At 43.0% G+C, this 18,177-nt stretch carries 12 protein-coding genes and 5 tRNA genes; all 17 read right to left on the bottom strand.

The window, feature by feature from the left end; translation table 11 throughout:
* Nucleotides 1-268 precede the first annotated feature (268 nt).
* Nucleotides 269-345, bottom strand: a tRNA-Met gene (locus EO117_RS08295).
* A gap of 7 nt (nucleotides 346-352) precedes the next feature.
* Nucleotides 353-428: transfer RNA gene (locus EO117_RS08290), tRNA-Thr, on the bottom strand.
* Nucleotides 429-453: 25 nt separating this feature from the next.
* Nucleotides 454-529: transfer RNA gene (locus tag EO117_RS08285), tRNA-Met, on the bottom strand.
* Nucleotides 530-536: 7 nt separating this feature from the next.
* Nucleotides 537-621 (bottom strand) — tRNA-Tyr (locus EO117_RS08280).
* 7 nt (nucleotides 622-628) lie between these two features.
* Nucleotides 629-704 (bottom strand) — tRNA-Thr (locus EO117_RS08275).
* A gap of 547 nt (nucleotides 705-1,251) precedes the next feature.
* Nucleotides 1,252-4,599: a YadA-like family protein gene (locus tag EO117_RS08270; RefSeq protein ID WP_126939995.1), complete on the bottom strand. Its 3,348-nt coding sequence runs from the start codon at nucleotides 4,597-4,599 to the stop codon at nucleotides 1,252-1,254.
* Between the two features lie 542 nt (nucleotides 4,600-5,141).
* Nucleotides 5,142-6,515, bottom strand: coding sequence for a YadA-like family protein (locus EO117_RS08265; protein ID WP_126939994.1), 1,374 nt, complete (start codon nucleotides 6,513-6,515; stop codon nucleotides 5,142-5,144).
* Nucleotides 6,516-6,533: 18 nt separating this feature from the next.
* Complete coding sequence (locus tag EO117_RS08260; protein WP_164727552.1) at nucleotides 6,534-7,937, bottom strand: YadA-like family protein; 1,404 nt, start codon at nucleotides 7,935-7,937, stop codon at nucleotides 6,534-6,536.
* Nucleotides 7,938-8,662: 725 nt separating this feature from the next.
* Nucleotides 8,663-10,339 carry a hypothetical protein gene (locus EO117_RS08255; RefSeq protein WP_126939992.1) on the bottom strand — a complete coding sequence of 559 codons (1,677 nt, stop codon included), beginning with the start codon at nucleotides 10,337-10,339 and terminating at the stop codon, nucleotides 8,663-8,665.
* Nucleotides 10,329-10,994 carry a hydrogenase nickel incorporation protein HypB gene (gene hypB / locus EO117_RS08250; RefSeq protein WP_126939991.1) on the bottom strand — a complete coding sequence of 222 codons (666 nt, stop codon included), beginning with the start codon at nucleotides 10,992-10,994 and terminating at the stop codon, nucleotides 10,329-10,331. Before hypB ends, EO117_RS08255 begins: the two co-directional genes overlap by 11 nt.
* Nucleotides 10,995-11,003: 9 nt before the next feature.
* Complete coding sequence (gene hypA / locus EO117_RS08245; RefSeq protein ID WP_126939990.1) at nucleotides 11,004-11,345, bottom strand: hydrogenase maturation nickel metallochaperone HypA; 342 nt, start codon at nucleotides 11,343-11,345, stop codon at nucleotides 11,004-11,006.
* Entirely contained in the window at nucleotides 11,323-12,171 is an 849-nt protein-coding gene (locus EO117_RS08240; RefSeq protein WP_126939989.1) for a bifunctional 5,10-methylenetetrahydrofolate dehydrogenase/5,10-methenyltetrahydrofolate cyclohydrolase, read from the bottom strand. Before EO117_RS08240 ends, hypA begins: the two co-directional genes overlap by 23 nt.
* Before the next feature lie 77 nt (nucleotides 12,172-12,248).
* A complete protein-coding gene (locus EO117_RS08235) occupies nucleotides 12,249-14,237 on the bottom strand; it encodes a penicillin-binding transpeptidase domain-containing protein (RefSeq protein WP_126939988.1) in 1,989 nt (662 codons plus the stop codon).
* A 5-nt stretch (nucleotides 14,238-14,242) separates the two neighbouring features.
* Nucleotides 14,243-15,688 (bottom strand): CCA tRNA nucleotidyltransferase, encoded by a 1,446-nt coding sequence (locus EO117_RS08230; protein ID WP_126939987.1) that lies wholly within the window; start codon nucleotides 15,686-15,688, stop codon nucleotides 14,243-14,245.
* Nucleotides 15,689-15,700: 12 nt separating this feature from the next.
* Nucleotides 15,701-16,576 carry an L-serine ammonia-lyase, iron-sulfur-dependent, subunit alpha gene (gene sdaAA / locus EO117_RS08225; protein ID WP_126939986.1) on the bottom strand — a complete coding sequence of 292 codons (876 nt, stop codon included), beginning with the start codon at nucleotides 16,574-16,576 and terminating at the stop codon, nucleotides 15,701-15,703.
* 8 nt (nucleotides 16,577-16,584) lie between these two features.
* The gene (gene sdaAB / locus EO117_RS08220) at nucleotides 16,585-17,250 is read right to left on the bottom strand and encodes an L-serine ammonia-lyase, iron-sulfur-dependent subunit beta (RefSeq protein WP_126939985.1); all 666 of its coding nucleotides are present in this window, start codon (nucleotides 17,248-17,250) and stop codon (nucleotides 16,585-16,587) included.
* A gap of 262 nt (nucleotides 17,251-17,512) precedes the next feature.
* Nucleotides 17,513-17,959: a YadA C-terminal domain-containing protein gene (locus EO117_RS08215; protein WP_126939984.1), complete on the bottom strand. Its 447-nt coding sequence runs from the start codon at nucleotides 17,957-17,959 to the stop codon at nucleotides 17,513-17,515.
* Nucleotides 17,960-18,177 lie beyond the last annotated feature (218 nt).

The following is an 18,177-nucleotide window of genomic DNA, read 5'->3' as shown; positions in this document are numbered from 1 at the left end:
AAGAATAGCACTAGCTATTTAAATAGCTAGCGCTAAGAACTTTTTATATGAGTAGCCCCCACATTTGACAAAGAGCCTATTTTTTATGTAGTTATCGATGATACCATGGAAGTTCGCAGACTTATCTATGCGAAGCGTAATACAAACGAAATATTGTTCACAGACATATAGAATTTCTATAATAAAAGTTGAGGATGCTCATATAAGAGCATCCCCAATATTTATTCCGAATGTTAGCCATAAAAAATCCCCACCTAAGTGAGGTTATTGGTGGCGGCACACGGATTTGAACCGCGGACACACCGGGTATGAACCGATTGCTCTAGCCAACTGAGCTATGCCGCCAAGTATATGGAGCTAGTGACCGGGATTGAACCGGTGACCTTATCCTTACCAAGGATACGCTCTGCCGACTGAGCTACACCAGCACATTCAATCACTAACGAATTAACATGGTTGCGGGGACAGGACTTGAACCTGCGACCTTCGGGTTATGAGCCCGACGAGCTACCAACTGCTCCACCCCGCGATGAAAATGGTGGAGGGAGAAGGATTCGAACCTTCGAAGTCGAAGACGGCAGATTTACAGTCTGCTCCCTTTGGCCGCTCGGGAATCCCTCCAAAAAAATGGAGCTGGCGATAGGAATTGAACCCACAACCTGCTGATTACAAGTCAGCTGCTCTACCGATTGAGCTACGCCAGCACATTACATATATCATTATATATGCTCTTATGTAGTTTGTCAAGAACTTTTTTACTCAGTAGTGTCGCTCTTGGCTACCTGTATATAATACCATATCTATTATTTCTAATGCAAGCATTTTACAAAAAAATTATAAACGTTTTGTAGAAATGCTTCGTAAAATTTTCCTATACCTAAGGAATGCAGTTACGAATAGTAACCTTCTGGCGTCCCCTTACTGACCCAATTCCACAAACACAAGAAGAGCACAGCATGCTCCTCCCCACTTAGGAATGCAATTACGAGTAGCAGCCTTGTGACGTTCCCTGATTGACTACATCTCACAAACACAATAAGAGCACGGCGTGCTCCTCCCCACTTAGGAATGCAGTTACGAGTAGTAGCCTTGTGGCGTTCCCTGATTGACTACATCTCACAAACGCAAGAAGAGCACGGCGTGCTCCGAACAAACATTATGAAATACCGTTTGTGAGGAGTATGCCGTGCTCTTCCTTTTATCATATTTAGTTACGAACGCCACAGGCTACATAGCGTAATAAGTGACGACCTATTTCTTAGCCAAAACAAGTTGTTTTAACATTTCAATAGCAGCTTCTTGTTCTGCATTTCTAGCCTTCTCGCGTTCTAGTTCAGCGCGAAGCATTTCTAATTCAGTTTTAGGAACCGTTTCCACTTCGTCACTACTAGATCCGAATCTGAAAGTAGCCCCTGCATTATACATCTGTTTATTTCCCGAAAGAGCAACACCCGCATTGAACATAGTTCTTTCATTTGTGAAATGTGCTACACCCAAGGCAAAGCCAGTTTTGTCCTCATAGTGACCAACGCCAGCCATCACTTGCGTATGTTCATGTTCTTTATAATCCAATGGTTTTAAGGCAGCAAGCGCCGCATTCATGGCATTACCAGAACGGCCTTCATCACGCACTTCACCAATAACATCATTCAAACGACGCAACGCTGTATCCACATTGTGATTCGACGTTTTAATCGCATTTGTCACATACTCCACATTCGTAGCTGCCGTTGCATCTGTTCCATCTGGTGTTTTAAGGCCTGTAATCACACCAGTACCATTGCCTTTGTCATCCTTTTTGAAAGTAATCGTAGGCGTAGGATTGGAAACATCGTTACCATTGGAAATTGTAATGGTAGCATTGGTATTTGCGTTTGAACCACCATTAGGTCCTACATTTGGTATGGATCCCGTACCAGGATTCGTACCACCTGGTGTTGTTCCTGTACCAGCATTAGCGCTACCTGGTGTAGCATTACCTTTAGAATCTACGATAGAAATAAAGTCTGGTAATTTGCCTGGGTCGCCTTTGTCGCCCTTATCGCCTTTTTCACCTTTGATTGCTGTTGCGAAATCTGTAGCGGTTTTAGTTTCGTTACCTGGAATAGATTTCCATACGTCTAAGGCAGATTTACCATCATCACCTTTTTCGCCTTTTTCACCTTTGATAGCTGTTGCGAAATCTGTAGCGGTTTTAGTTTCGTTACCAGGGATGGATTTCCATACGTCTAAGGCAGATTTACCATCAGCGCCAGTTGCTCCAGTTTCACCTTTTTCACCTTTTTCACCTTTGATAGCTGTTGCAAAATCTGCAGCGGTTTTAGTTTCGTTACCTGGAATAGATTTCCATACGTCTAAGGCAGATTTACCATCGGCGCCTGTGTCTCCTTTTGGTCCTTTGAAAGCCGCATCATTTTTGAGCGTTTCTTTGTCCAATTTAACAATGGTTTTGCCATCTTTACTTTCAGTTGTAAGGCCATTACTAAACTCATACAAGTTATTGATGATAGTAGTGATATTGCCTTTTGTCACGACTTCGCTACCACCAACAGTAAGTTTACCATTGTCATTCGCCAAGGTAATTGGGTTCGTATCACCAATGGATACGCTTGTGAAAGTCGGTGATTTCAGCATACCAATACGTACTGTACCCGCATCCGCATAGGTAATCAAATTATCGGAGGAATAATTCGCAGCTGGAGCAGAGGTAGATCCATAGACAGTACTTGCTTTTCCTTCAATAGGTAAAATGCCACCAATTTTAGTTTTAATAAGAGTAGTTTTCGTACTCGTTTTCGTTGTTTCATCCGTAGCATCGTAAGAATTTGTAGACACTGTAAAGCCGCCATTCGTCACAGCTTTCAATTGCGCCACATTTACCGCATCTGTATCTTCCGTGCCTGCTGCTACATTGATAATTTGACGAGTTTCGCCGCGTGCAGAATTACCAACAGACACCGCACCTTTTCTTGCCTTCCAAGTTCCTACGAGTTTATTAATTTCTATTTCTTTGTCAGACACTTCTTTATTTTTCGCATCTAAACGAGTTTTATTATCTGCTAATTGCGTTTTGACAGCTTCTAATTCTGTCGTATTATTAGCTTCCTTTAACTCTTTTTGTCTTTCTAATAGTGTATTGCGTTCCGTTTGAATGGCTTCAGCTTCTTTTTGTAATGCTTTATATTCTGCGTCCTTTGCATCAAATTGTGCTTGTAGAGCAGCATTCAACTGTAACGCATCATCTATTCCTTTTACAACTGTAGTTTCGGATGGATCATACCCAATCACCTCAGCATTACGATCACTTGTTGCATTAGCCCCTAACGCAACAGAATCATTAGCTTCTGCAATTGCAGTTTTTCCTAAGGCAACACTTCTCTCACCATTAGCATGTGCATCATATCCAATAGCTGTCCCAAATTTACCATTACTTTCAGCCCAGGAACCATGGGCTACGGAGTACCCAGCTACAGCATGAGAGTTTAAACCTATCGCAATAGAATGTCCACCATCTGCAACAGCATGATAACCAAGAGCTGTAGCAAACCCATTATTTGATTCTGCAGCCATACCTACAGCAGTGGCACCGATTGACTTTGCTTTTGCTGCTGCCCCCAATGCTACCGTTCTATCACCAAGAGTCTCACTCTCTGTACCCAAGGCCACTCCATAGCTTATAGGGGTTTCTTTCTTAAAACTATTTGCATTTGAACCTATAGTTATGTTACTTGTGCCCTTCACAAATATCCCTGCACTTTGACCAATAGAGATATTATTGAGTCCACTTAAAGATTTAGATGCATTAAAACCTATGGAAATAGTATGATCACCTGTTACAGATGTTCCCGCACCATTACCAAAGGCAATGTTATTTGATCCAGTTGTATTTGAACCTGCTCCACTGCCTATAAAAGCATTGATATTACCTGTCGTATTTTGCCCTGCTTGCATACCAATAAATATACTGCCTGCACTAGTACCACTACTAGGCTTATCATTAGCATTATTACCAGCACCATTACCAATAGCTATTCCATTCAATATATTGGACGTAGCTCCATTACCAATAGCAACAGCAGCATCTCCTACCGCTTTTGATTGACGTCCCACAGCAATAGAGTTAGTACCACCTTCATTTGCAAATCCACCAACCTTAGCTTCAGAACCTATGGCAATGGAACCTTCTTTCAACGCTCTTGATTCATTACCTACAGACACTGTATGAGCACTCAATGAAAGAGCCTTATTGCCCACCGATACCGAATTCGGACCCGGTGCTTCTGCATTGAAACCTACCGCAACAGATTTAGTACCTGCTTTAGAAGTATATCCAATACCAACTGCGCCTTCCTGCATGGCTACCGCATTACGACCAACAACCACTGATTGTACCTTTGTTGCATTAGCTCCTGCCCCTATAGCAACTACTTCATCCTGATTTCCTGTTGCACTTGAACCAACAGCTACCGAGTTTTGACCACTTGCACTCGCCCCATCACCAGCCTCATACGAACCAGGTCCTGGCATTGCATTGACACCCATATAACTAGCAGTCAACGCACTAGCTATTAATACACTTAACGTGGCTTTATGTTTCATATAGCACCTCTCCTATTGTATAAAAGTATAATAATTTACTATGAATATTAAATTTCATTATATATTATATTCTATTAGTCAGTCCAATGCCCATTTAGAAACTTACCCCCCCCCAATTCAAGTTGCAAATTCAAGATACATTCTATAGTAGTTTTTTATTGTAAAATATGGTCTACGATGGCGTTCTGTATCGCTTACCTATGCCAGCAACAAGAAGACCGCAATATACCTCCGAAGAAACATCATGAAATGCCGTTTCTGAGGGGTGTATTGCGGTCTTCCTTTCCCCCAAGAACGCCATTTTGAATAGTAGCCTTGTGGCTTTCTCGTACTGACCAAATCACACAAACACAAGAAGAGCACGGCGTGCTCCTTCCCCCAAAACGCCATTCTGGATAAAAATAGGATGGCGTTCTTTTTACTCACATTTGCAAACATAAGAAGAGCACGACATGTTCCGGAGCAAACCTAACCACTGTATCAGTTTGCGGAGGAATATGTCGTGCTCTTCCCTTTGCCCAATATCAAGCTAAGAACGCCACCTATTTCTTAGCCGAAACAAGTTGTTTCAACATTTCTATATCACTTCGTAGTTGCTGATTGTCCGATTGCAACTTAACGATAGACTGTTCTTGACGATCATTTTGTTGTTTTTCTTCTTGTAACGCATCAGCTAATACAGAAAGGGATGCATTGTCCCCAAAGGCACCAGCACCTTTACCACCCTTACCAAAGCGAAGTGTAGCACCCAAGTTATAGATCATTTGACCATCTGAGAAAGCCGCCCCTGCATTGAACATCGTTCTTTCATTGGTATAGTGTGCCACGCCTAGGGCATAGCCCATTTTTTCTTCCTGCTTACCTATACCTACCATTACTTGTGTTGGTTCATCCACTTTATATTGGATAGGTTTTAGGGCTGCTAAGGCTGCTGTCATTGCATTCCCTCGATGAATTTCACCACGCAATCCTTTAGCCGCTGCATCAATCGCTTTGTAGGTAGCTGTTTCCAAGGATTTTAGTTGAGCTACATTGACACCATCCGTATCTTCAGAGCCCGCTGCTAGACCTATCAACTGTCTTGTATCTCCTGTTTCCGAGTTACCAATAGATACAGCACCTCTTAATCCATTCCAAGCACCTAAAACTTTATTTTTTTCTTTCTCTTTTTCAGATAGCTCTATATTCTTCTTAAATAGCTTAACATTTTTCTCTTGTATTTTTGCATTTACAGTTTCTAATTCTGTCGTTTTATTAGCGTCTATCAATTCTTTTTGTTTCTCTAATAGCGTATTAACTTCAGTCTGAATCGCCACAATTTCTTTTTGTAACGCCTTATATTCCGCATCCTTTGCCTCAAATTGAGTCTGTAAATTAGAATTCAACTGTACTGTCCCATTAGCACCTTTTACTACAAACTCTTCAGACGGATCATATCCTAAAGTACCTTTATTTCGGTTCCCTAATGTATACGATCCTAGCGCCACACTATCCGCAGCCTCTGTTTTAGCCGAGGTACCAATAGCTACCGAGCCACTGCTGCCATCCCCAGTAATCGCTTCAACACCTATACTAATAGAACCGTTTTCTCCGTGCGCTTGAGCCTCTCGTCCCAATGCCAGAGCATTTTCGCCCATAGCCTGTGCTTTATATCCCATACTGATAGCACCTGCTTTATCACTTCGTGCGTCTCTACCGATTGCTACGCCTTCCTCCTTTGCAGAAGTTGCCCCAGCGCCTATGGACACAGAATCCTGTCCAGCACTCGACGCTGACGCCCCTATCGCTACAGAATTATCTCCAGAAGCATTACCTCCACCAGCTTCATAAGAACCATTACCCGCTGCTTGCACACTTCCTAAACCTGTTGCCAAAATACTAGCTAGTATCAAAGGTACCACACAATGTCTTTTCATTACTTACCTCACTTCATCCTATCTTTCACCATACATTGATTGTCTTGCCATTTGTTTTAGTTGCTCCACATCTTGGTGCAACTGTTGATTTTCTAGTTCCAACTCTCGTAGTACTTGTTTTTGACGTTGGTTTCTAGTTTGCTCTCGTTGTAATGCTGCAAATAAGCTGTCTATTGATAGATGAGTTCTATCCGCGGCTAAGGATGCCCCCTTTTTACCTAATCGTAACGTAGCACCCGCATTATACACCAATTGATTTCCTGAAAGTGCTGCTCCTGCATTCACCATCATTCTTTCATTCCTATAATGAGCGACACCCAAAGCATAGCCACTATGACCTGCATATTGTCCTACACCTGCTAACACTTGCGTTGGTTCATTTACTTTATAAGCGACTGGTTTTAGTACAGCAAGAGCAGCCGTCATCGTATTTCCCTGTCTCGCCTCATTCCTCAACTGTCCAATCGTCCTATCCAATGCACGATGAGCCGCCAAATCTAACGATTTTAGTTGTGCCACATTAATACCATCAGTATCTTCTGATCCAGCTGCTAACCCTATGAGCTGTCTTGTATCCCCTTTTTCAGAATTGCCAATAGATATAGCGCCTTGTCCAGACCGCCAAGTACCCGCTATCTGATTCATTTCTGCTTTCTTATTCGATAGCTCTGCACCTTTTTTCTTTAATAAATCATATTTTTCTTGCGATTGAGTCCTTATAGCATTTAATTCCTCTTGATCTGTCACTTCACCCCGTGTTAATTCACCTATTAATGCTGCTCTTTTTTCAGATAATTTATATATGTCCCCTCGAATAGTTTCATATTCTCCTTGCAAAACTTTATATTCTGCTTCTTTAGTTGCTATTTCCGCTTGTAATGCAGTAGGTAGCTGTAAGCTACCTTTCGCGGGATCTTTTATAACAGCTATATTCAAAGGATCGTATCCCACTACACCCTCATCACGGTTAGATACTGTTTGAGACCCTAGTGCAACAGAATTAGTTTCACTCGCCCTTGACGATTCACCAATGGCTATACCATTTTCAACACCAAAGAAAGCACGTGTCTTATACCCAATACCCATCGATTGATTTCCATATAATACAGTCAATCTTCCCAATGCTATCGTGTTGAAAGCACGACCCAATGCATTATATCCAAGATTAGTAGACCCGTCATCACTACTTCCTCCTGCATACGGTCCAATAGATGTACCCTTATCATTCGCTTGTGCAGATACTGTCCCCACCACTACTGCATTATCACCATAAATCTGAAATTCCCCTACTCCGACAGAGTACTCACTCCCGAGCTGTATCCCATACGAAGCATAGGACCCCTGTCCTATTGCTTGCACAGTTCCATACTCTATAGCCAGCACAGCGGTCATCGCAATAGCTGCTATCGACTTACTATTCATACACTTACCTCCCTTACCATCCATTCTATTCACCTACTAATTACATATGAAATACTGATGTATAATACCATTCAAATTACATTGTGTCAAATAACTTTTTAGAAACTTACCCCCCCAATTCAAGCTGCAAATTCAAGATGCATATGTAGTAGTTTTTCATTGTAAAATATAGTATACTGGACATACAAAAAAAAGAAGCGCCATCAACGTTTGATCGGCGTTAGGCTCATCTCAAATAGCTTTAAAATCTGATGAAGCCTAACGTGCTAAGGTGTACTTGACCTTATCCGTTAGGCTTTTTCATTACTTATATAGTAAGTCTAAAAGTGCTATGATTAGCACATACCAAACGTAAGAAGAGCACGGTGTGCTCCGAACAAACATTATGAAATACCGTTTGTGAGGAGTATACCGTGCTCTTCCTTCCCCCAAGCGACGCAATTTTGTGTAGTAGCCTTGTGGCGTTCCCTAACTGACTAAATCACACAAACACAAGAAGAGCACCGCGTGCTCCGAACAAACATCATGAAATGCCGTTTCTGAGGGGGTGTATTGCGGTCTTCCCTCCCCCAAGCGACGCAATTTTGCGTAGCAGCCTTGTGGCGTTCCCTTACTGACCAAATCACACAAACACAAGAAGAGCACGGCGTGCCCCCGAACAAACATTATGAAATACCGTTTGTGAGGGGGTATGCCGTGCTCTTCCTTTTGCATAAATGACGTTATCACAACGCCATAGACTTCATAGACGAAACAAGTTCGCTTTTCTTTTGAGTTGACAACAATATTTCTCTAATAAATTTGTCATCTAATGTAAACAATAGGTAAGTATGTTCTAGCACCGGATGGCGATAGCCATACACTACTCCTTTAGTGTTATCATGCTGATTAGCAGGTTCTTCAAAATCTGGCACTCCGTAGAGATAGAGCAGTAAGTATTTAGAATCTCCCAATGAAATGCCGCGTTTCGTCGTACCAAGCGATGAGTTGATCATGACACGAGTGATTTCGTGTTCCTTGTTATATGCGATAACTACATCCTTATACCCTAAAAATTCCTGACCGTACAGCTTTCCTCTTTCTTCCCAAGATCGATTAGGATCATTGGTAAATGTGTCACCTAATCGGTAACCCATCAAAGAGAAATCTGACTCTGTCATTGTATTGGGCTTAAACGTTTCTAATGTAGTGGCTGGTATAGCAAAACGAGGCCAGTCTTGACCCGTAATCATTCCCAAATGTGTCACTTTCCCATCTTTCAATGAAAGCCACACATAACCCACAGAACTGTTAGAACCTGCTAAAGAGTCACTAGTATAAGAGTTCTTCACCAACTGTGAAAACTCCTCCTTTTGCATAGAACTTTTTTTGTTTTTTGTTATAGTTTTTTCTTTACCAAGTTCACCTATATATAGCCATAGCAATGAACCATCTTTGTTATTACGCCACATAGCCTGTGGTGCACCCCAAGCAAAGAGCACTTCCCCACGTGTAGCGCCTACATGTACATCTTCATGCAAGAAGATAGTCGGTTTATCTGTCCATAATAGGTCGATAGGATATGTAGGAGTTTTAGGTTGTTTCCGATCATGTATATCTTTTGTATCTTTCACCTCTCCTGCAAGTTTCTTAGCCTTACCAGAATCTGTATGCTCTGCTGTATTGTTAGCGTCATTATGTTTCTGTGCCTTAGCTTCCTCAGATGTATCGGTTTCTATCTTACTTTCCGCAGTATCTTCAGACTCCGTCTCTACAAAATCACCTACCCCATCAACATCATTCTCATCTACTGTATCACTAACATGGGTATCAACGGCTTTCTTCTTATCAATGGCCTCTAGTTTTTCTTTCATCACATCCACATCTGGAAATGCCCAAGGTTCATGTTGTTTTGCTTCTATACGTGCTTTCGCCTCTGCTTCGAGTTCTTTAACAAATGCATCAGTAATAACAAGTTGTGGTATACGATTCGCCGTATAAGAAGTGCCTACTAATGCTAAGTTTTCTTCTTCCCCTTCTACAAAAGATGCTTTTTTCTCTTGTAAGAACTTACGCAACGCCAACTCTTCTGCCACCTGTTCTGGTGTTACAGTAAAGGTCGATGTCCCTAGGGACACCTTCCGTAGTACAGTGGTGCCATTATGCTTTGTCTCTAATACAGTTTTTCCTTCCGCAGCATCTGCTGTTGCTACATTCTTTTCATCCGAGCCTTTCTCCTTGGCCATCGAGTCAACCGTCTTACTTACGGCATGTCCACTGCCATCTTGTTTAGTAACAACAGACTCTACCTGTTTGTTGACAGTATTTCCACTAGTATCTTGTCCTAGCACAATCTGCGGCTGTACTCCCAACATACCTACTACTGCCATAGCTGCTAGGGTAACTTTCCAATTAGTTTTCATGGTTACGTCGCTCCTCTAGTTGTTCTTTCACCCAAGTAATCCATGGTAAAAGCCCTTCTGCCTGCGTACAGCTCACTTGGAAAATTGGCACACCTGGTTGCAGGGAGTTAATATCTCGAATCGCCTCATCCATCTTAAATGGTACATACGGTAATAAATCAACTTTGTTTAATAGAACTGCCGAAGATTCTTTGAAAATCAATGGATATTTGAGTGGTTTATCTTCCCCTTCAGTGATAGAAAGGACTGTGACTTTCATATCTTCACCGATGAAAAATTCTGCCGGACACACTAAGTTACCTACATTTTCAATGATGATTAAGTCCAACGCGTCCAAATCTAGTTCACCTATGGCCTCCCGGATCATATTCGCATCTAAATGGCAGCCACCTACCGTATTAATCTGAATCACTGGTACCCCGGTAGCATGAATGCGCTCCGCATCTTTATCGGTAAATAAATCACCTTCGATAACCGCAATGCGATAGTCCTTAGACAAGGTTTGCAACGTGGCCTCTAATAGGGAAGTTTTGCCTGCCCCTGGAGAGCCCAATAAGTTCATCACCAAAATATGTTTATCTTTAAATTGTTGTTGTAGTATTTCTGCAATGGCATCATTTTTTGCCAATACATTTGTCATTACTTGTACTTCCATAGTACTCCTTTAATCCATATCAATAGATGCCACACGCAATTCTCTGCCTTGTAATTCTTCTACGGCAAAGCTTTCACAGTGTGGGCATACATGACGATACTGTTCCATTGAAAATTCTTGATAGCAATCTAAACAACGTCCTTTCATAGGAATCGTTTCTATGTCTAGCTTAGCCCCTTGTGCTGGTGTCCCTTGCGTCACCGCATCAAAACAAAAGTGTAAGGCATCTGGTTCTACCCCAGATAGGACACCAATCTGTACTTGTATAGCATGAATGATGGTGCCTTCGTTAGCTTTCAAAGTATCTAGCGCCACATCCATAATTCCCTCAGCGATGGCCATTTCGTGCATAGTACGCCTCGTATAATCCTTCTAACATCATAGTAGTCGTCACAGACCCAACGCCACCTGGCACAGGAGTGATGGCAGACGCCACCTCACTGGCAGAGGCGAAGTCCACATCCCCTACGGTTTGTCCCTCTAGGTCGTTAATACCTACATCGATCACCACACAGCCCTCTTTCAGCATAGAGCCATGCACCATATGTGCTCTACCAACCGCCGCAATAACCACATCTGCCTGTGCTAATTCAGCTGCTAAGTTTTGTGTGTTAGAATGGCAAATTGTCACTGTCGCATTACGTTCTAGTGCCAACAATGCCACTGGTTTACCCACCACTTGGCTACGGCCTAGAACAACCACTTTTTTGCCTGCTAGTTCAATGCCATAATGGTCGATTATCGCCATGCACGCTTTCGGTGTACATGGCACGTAGCCACCTTTACCAGAGCTAACCAATCCAATGTTATAGGTCGTTAACCCATCAATATCTTTTGCTGGGTCTAATCCACCAATCACCGCTTCACTGTCAATGTGTTTTGGCATTGGCATCAATGGCAAAACACCATAGATACGTTCATCTGTATTGAATCTATGAATCACCACCTCTACCTCTTCTTGCGTAGCAGTTTCTGGCAATTCTACTAACTCAGTGCCAAAGTTTGCCCCTTTCGCCACTTTTTCCATGAACGTAGCATACATTTTGGCTGCACCATCATCACCCACTAATAAAATACCTAGAGTGATCGTTACACCTTGGTCCACTAGTACTTGCATCTTCTCCAGTAGCACAGCCTTACGAGCCTGTGCTACTGGTTTTCCTAATAATTCTATCATGATATCCTCACATTCATAATCTCATAGTGTATCCCTATGTCATATCTATCTCTATGTACCTACACAGCCTACGAATCTTACCGACTAAAATGAACGGTAATCGATTCACCTTGTTCCAAGGTACTGCCCACGCCCTCATCTTGCGAAATGGCATAGCCTGTACCGGTTGGTTTGAACGTTAATCCAGCTTCATGAACCCAATCGCGAACCTCCCCATAGGCATGTCCCACAAAATTTGGCACAATCACAGATCCATCTTTATTACGATGTACTGCTAATACATTAGTTCCACCTTTTGCCTTATCTTTGTCATTGTGTTTACTACGAGTTGGTGAAAGCTTATAGTACCGCACTAATTGTGACATCACATCTTGGAATACAGGAGCCACAATTTGACTACCATAGTAAGTACCTGCTGGATCATCAATCACAACTAATGCTACAAATTGGGCATCTTCTACCGGTCCATAACCAATAAAGGACGCAATATAACGACCGTTCAAATAGCCTCCATGTTCAGCATCTAGTTTTTGCGCCGTACCAGTTTTACCAGCAAATTGATAGCCTTCTACATACGCCTTATGTCCACCACCTTCGGAGACTTCTTTCTCTAAAATATCCGTAATCTGTTTGGCAATACTTTCAGGTATCGGTTGACCTTGCTCCACATCTTGTGCCTCTTTATAAATCGTTCCATCTGGGTTCACGATGGATTTAATAATATGAGGTTTCATCATTTTGCCCCCATTTGCCAAGGCCCCATAGGCTTGTACCATTTGCAATGGTGTTACCGCACTCCCTTGTCCGATGGACATAGTCGCCGTATCTAGTTTACTCATCGTCTTCGGATCAAAAAGGATACCATCCCCCTCAGCCGGTAGTTCAATGCCTGTGGCTTTACCAAACCCAAATCGTTTGACATAATCTGTCAAAATATCTCCACCGGTAGTCGTACCCAAGTACACCATGCCCGTATTAAGGGAATATTTTAGAATATCTAGTAAGCGAACTTTACCTCTGCCTTTACCGTCCCAGTTTTTTATCGTATGCCCATCGATTAGAATGGTGCCCGTATCATTGTACACTGTATCTAGTTGCCACTTTCCAGCTGCCAGAGCGGAGGCGGCAATAATCGGTTTGAACGTAGATCCTGGTTCATAAATACTTACCACCGCATTGTTCCGATAATCCTCAAGTTTCAGTTTATTCACATCCGTAGACATGCCTCGATTTTTGTTCGCCATTGCCAAGATTTCCCCTGTTTTAGGGTCCATAATAATCATGGCTGCACTGCGAGCCTTTGTATCTGCCATCGCTTTATCCAGTGCACGCTCTGCAATAAACTGCACCGTTGTATCAATGGTAAGATTCACCGATTTTTCTTGATCTGGTAAAAACTGAGATTGTACGGACTCAAAGACGGGGCGACCAGCTGTATCGTTGTAAATGCTGACTTTCACCTCATTACTGCGAATCACATCATCTAACGCTGCCTCAAGCCCTGCCTTACCTTCTGCATCCGCTTTGCCATCTTCATTGAATCCTACAAATCCAAGGACCTGCGCTAACAAAGTATCATTCGGATAATAGCGGCGGCTCTCTTTATGTAAGGTAATAAAGTTGAACTTTGCTTCCTTGATAGCTGCTTCTATACCATTGGAGTTCGGCACATCTAAAAGGCGATCAATCCATACAAAGGCTGTATCTTCATTTAATTTTTTAATAATTTCTTCTCTAGAAATACGCACATACGGTGCCAATACATCTGCTACCTCTTCCGGCGTTTTCTTGGCCACCACTCGCATCATCGTAGGATCCGCACTGACGGAGTTAACGGTCACACTTAATGCTAAGGGGTTGCCATTGCGATCAAAAATAGTACCTCGTGGAGATTGCAATACTCGATCTGTAATAAATTGATTAGAAAACCGTTTTGAATAGGTATCATTAGCTACAATCTGTATATATCCGTAGCGCAATACGATGAGCGACGCGATCACAAATATAAACGCAAACCATCGCAAAGCATACTCATCTAATTGTTTCCGTGCTTTTTGCACTGTCATGGTTACTACTCCTTTTCTTTCAGTCGACGATACTTGGAAAGCCCTGCCTCCTGTAACGCCTCTGGGGTATTCAAAATTTCTCCATTTTGCACACGTTGCAATACCGTTTGCATCACTTCTTTTACATAGGGTTGTACCATAGAAGGCAACCCCTTATCATAATGTAAATCTTTTGTATGTACAGGCATAGTCTGCGCCATGGACACCATTCGTTGTCCATACATTTCCGATGGGGATGCCTCCTTCGTCCCACTACCGATGACATCAGCTACCCCTAATTGTTGTAAATAATCCATGGCTATCGCTAATTCTTTTGTTTCGCGGAACACGCCACCCTTTGCTTCTTTCTGCATCCATGTGTGTAAATCTGCTGATGCATTCGCCACGTAAAAGTGAAAGCGCATATGCCTTTCCACGAGCCATACCACAAGATTAACAAATTCTTTGCCATAGCCTAGCCGTGTCAATATATCACGTGCCATATGAGCACCCACTCGATCATGATTACGATCCGTAATACGCCCCTTATGAAAGCCTCGAACACCTTCTACGCCTTTCCCCACATCATGGAGTAACGCAGCCCACCGCAACACTAAATTGGGTGCCACCTCTCGTACGACGGCTAAGGTATGACGCCATCCATCATGAAGATGATGTTCGGGGGCTTGCGGTAAGTCTACTAAATGGGTTAACTCCGGCAATATAGGAATCCGCCGAGATTGCCCCCCTGTTGTTTGTTGGCAATATTGGTCGTTCAAATGACTGCGCACCAACGCATCTAAGCCGAGGTCCACATGGTCACTGAGCAACATTTTTTCAACTTCTATACGTACCCGCTCTAGGGATAAGCCTTCCACTCGATACAAGTTCGGCTCGATTCCCGCCCATGTGTTCGGGTCGATAGAAAAACCCAATTGTCCAGCAAACCGACATAAGCGAAACATGCGCAACGCATCTTCTTGAAAGCGCTCTTGACTAGAACCAATCGTGCATAAACGGCGATGTTCTATATCTTGTAAGCCACCGACTTCGTCCCGTATGTGCCCACTTTCAGTAAGAGCCAAGCCATTGATTGTAAAATCTCGTCTCCGCACATCCTCTGAGAAAGTCGATGGATAGTGTACAGACACTGGTCGATGACTATCCTCACCATATTGTTCACTCCGATAAGTGGCCACCTCATACGAATGCTCTCCGTAGGATACCACCACCACTCCAAAAGTTGCTCCTACTACATTCGTCGTCGTAAACCCTGAACTTCGCAGCACTTCGATGACCATCTCTGGCATAGCCGAGGTGACAATGTCATAGTCATGAGGAGTGCGCCCCATCTGTATATCTCGCACAGCGCCGCCCACAATATACGCCTCATACTCTGCTGCTTGTAAAGTCTGCAAAATACGTACAGCCCCTTGGTAGGCAGCTGTTTCTCTGTATGCTAAACTCCCCATACTACATCCTCTCTATTTCTGATGCGCCAAGCGATTCGTAATGTCCATTCCCGTTTTAGTACGTGCTAAACCGCCTTCACTGGTTTCACGAAGTGCTTCTGGTAACGCTCGCCCAATAGAATCCATAGCTCCGATGACCTCGTCTGCTGGAATACGACTACGCAAGCCTGCCATTGCCATTTCTGCCGATGCCAACGCATGAACTGCGTAAATCCCATTCCGCTTCACGCAAGGCACTTCCACGAGACCTGCCACTGGGTCGCAGACCAAACCGAGTACATTTTTCATGCACAAGGTCATAGCCGTTACCACTTCTTCTGTAGTACCATCCATCATAGCTACTGCACAGGCTGCTGCCATGGCTGCCGCCGTACCGACTTCGGCTTGACAACCACCCACAGCACCCGCTACACAAGCTTGGTTTGTCACCACATTACCAACACCAGCGGCGGCTAAAAATCCATTAATATACGCTGTATCATCACAGTGGTATACTTCTCCTACTGCTTGCATGACCCCTGGTAAAATACCACAGGCCCCCGCTGTAGGACATGCGACGATACGGAACATCTTCGCATTGGCTTCATTCACGGATATAGCATAGCGCAAGGCTCGGTATGTAAGGTCACTTAAAAAGACGGGTTTCCGTTCGTCTAACTGTTTCGCCTGACCTCCAGACATACCACTCTTACTTTTTCTTGTATCTGCTATACCATCACGAACAGATTCTTTGAAAATTTGAATGCGACGGCGTATTTCAGTTAGCACATCCTCTTTTGTAGAGCCCGTACTTTCTATTTCTGCCCGCAAAACCACTTCGGAAAAGGAAATACTTTCACGGTCTGCTAGGCGTACAATATCTTCAATGGTATCGTATAAATAACTCATAGTATCCTCTATTCCAATGGTTCAAAATACATAACGGAAGAAATGCCCGCCACTTCCTTAATCTGTTGTAATGCCATCTCATCTACATCGGAGTCCGTAGAAATGAGCATCACCGCTTCTGACCCTTTTCGTTTGCGGAATACACGCATACTGGAAATGTTGATGCCTGCTAGGCCTAAAATATGGGTCACCCCTGCAATCACGCCAGGTTGATCCGTGTGGAACGCAATGATTTGATGCTCTTCCCCTGTAATGTCCACATCGATGCCATCAATGTTGGTCACTGCTACTCTGCCACCACCTAGGGAAGATCCAGTCACAGACATATGCTTGCCATCTTTTCCATACATATTGAACCTCACCGTGTTCGGATGACCTGCATCCACTTCGGACCCGATGAATGTATACTGAAAGTTCTCTTGCTGTGCAATTTCCAAAGACTCACGAATGCGTGCATCGTCTGCATCCATGCCGAGTAAGCCCGCCACTAACGCACGGTTCGTACCGTGACCACGGTAGGTTTTTGCAAAGGAACCATAGAGCGTCATAGTAACACTTGCAGGACGTTCATGAAAAATAGACAGCGCCATCTTTCCTAAGCGTGCCGCCCCCGCCGTATGTGAACTAGAAGGACCAATCATCACCGGTCCAATGATATCAAAAATACTACTCAAAGTAGGTACCTCCTATTATTTATGTAGGAATATCGTATCGATTATCTGTATCTTATATCATACCATATTTAGAGCCTCTCGTAAAAAAGATTACTATTATAAAATAAGAAGAGCACGGTGTGCCCCGAACAAACATTATGAAATACCGCTTGAGAGGGGGATGCCGTGCTCTTCCCTTTATCTTATTTAGTTAATACCACCACAAGGCTACATAGCGTCACAAGTGACGTATCATGTCATAGATAGTTCTTACAAAGTAAGATTATCCATTCACGCGTTTGAACAATTCTGCAATTTGTGCTTTCATCAAGGCCAATTCTTCACGTTGTGCTTCATTTTCTGCTTTTTGAGCAGCATTTGTCGCACGTAGTTCATTCAATTGGTCTTTTTGGATTTTGTTTTGTGATTCTAAGGCAGATACCTTATCTTGTAATGTGTAAGATGCGCTGATAGGCCCTTGACGGAATGTATCTTTCACAGCCGTTTCATCAGCACGAGCACCGAATTTCCAAGTCACACTAGCGTTCATCATTGTTTCATCTCCATGTCCATTAAAGGAAGCCCCCATATGGAACATAGTAGATTCATTTTTGAAATGATTTACACCAAGTGCTAAGGCACTAGATCCTTTGTAGTGACCTAGACCTGCAGAAATTTGAGTCGGTTCCAATGGATCATATTGGATACTTTGCAAGCTTGTGTCAAGCACAAATTAATTTGTCATAAAAATAACTAAACACAAGCGTAATTAAAAATCAAGATAAATCTACACCATAAATTTGTCCTGTGTATAACACGCTTCATCAAAAGAGTACACGTAACGTAACCTATGGACTTCATAGTCAATAAGTACATCGTGTTTCCAAGGATGACGCATATCAGGTATATATTGTCTCCTGGGTCTAGGGGTTTCCTCTAAATAATCAA

Origin of the sequence: Veillonella sp. VA142 (genome assembly GCF_003992135.1) — a bacterium.
Lineage (GTDB): Bacteria > Bacillota > Negativicutes > Veillonellales > Veillonellaceae > F0422.
The sequence above is the reverse complement of the archived record's forward strand: the minus strand, read 5'-3'. Positions and strand labels throughout refer to the sequence as shown.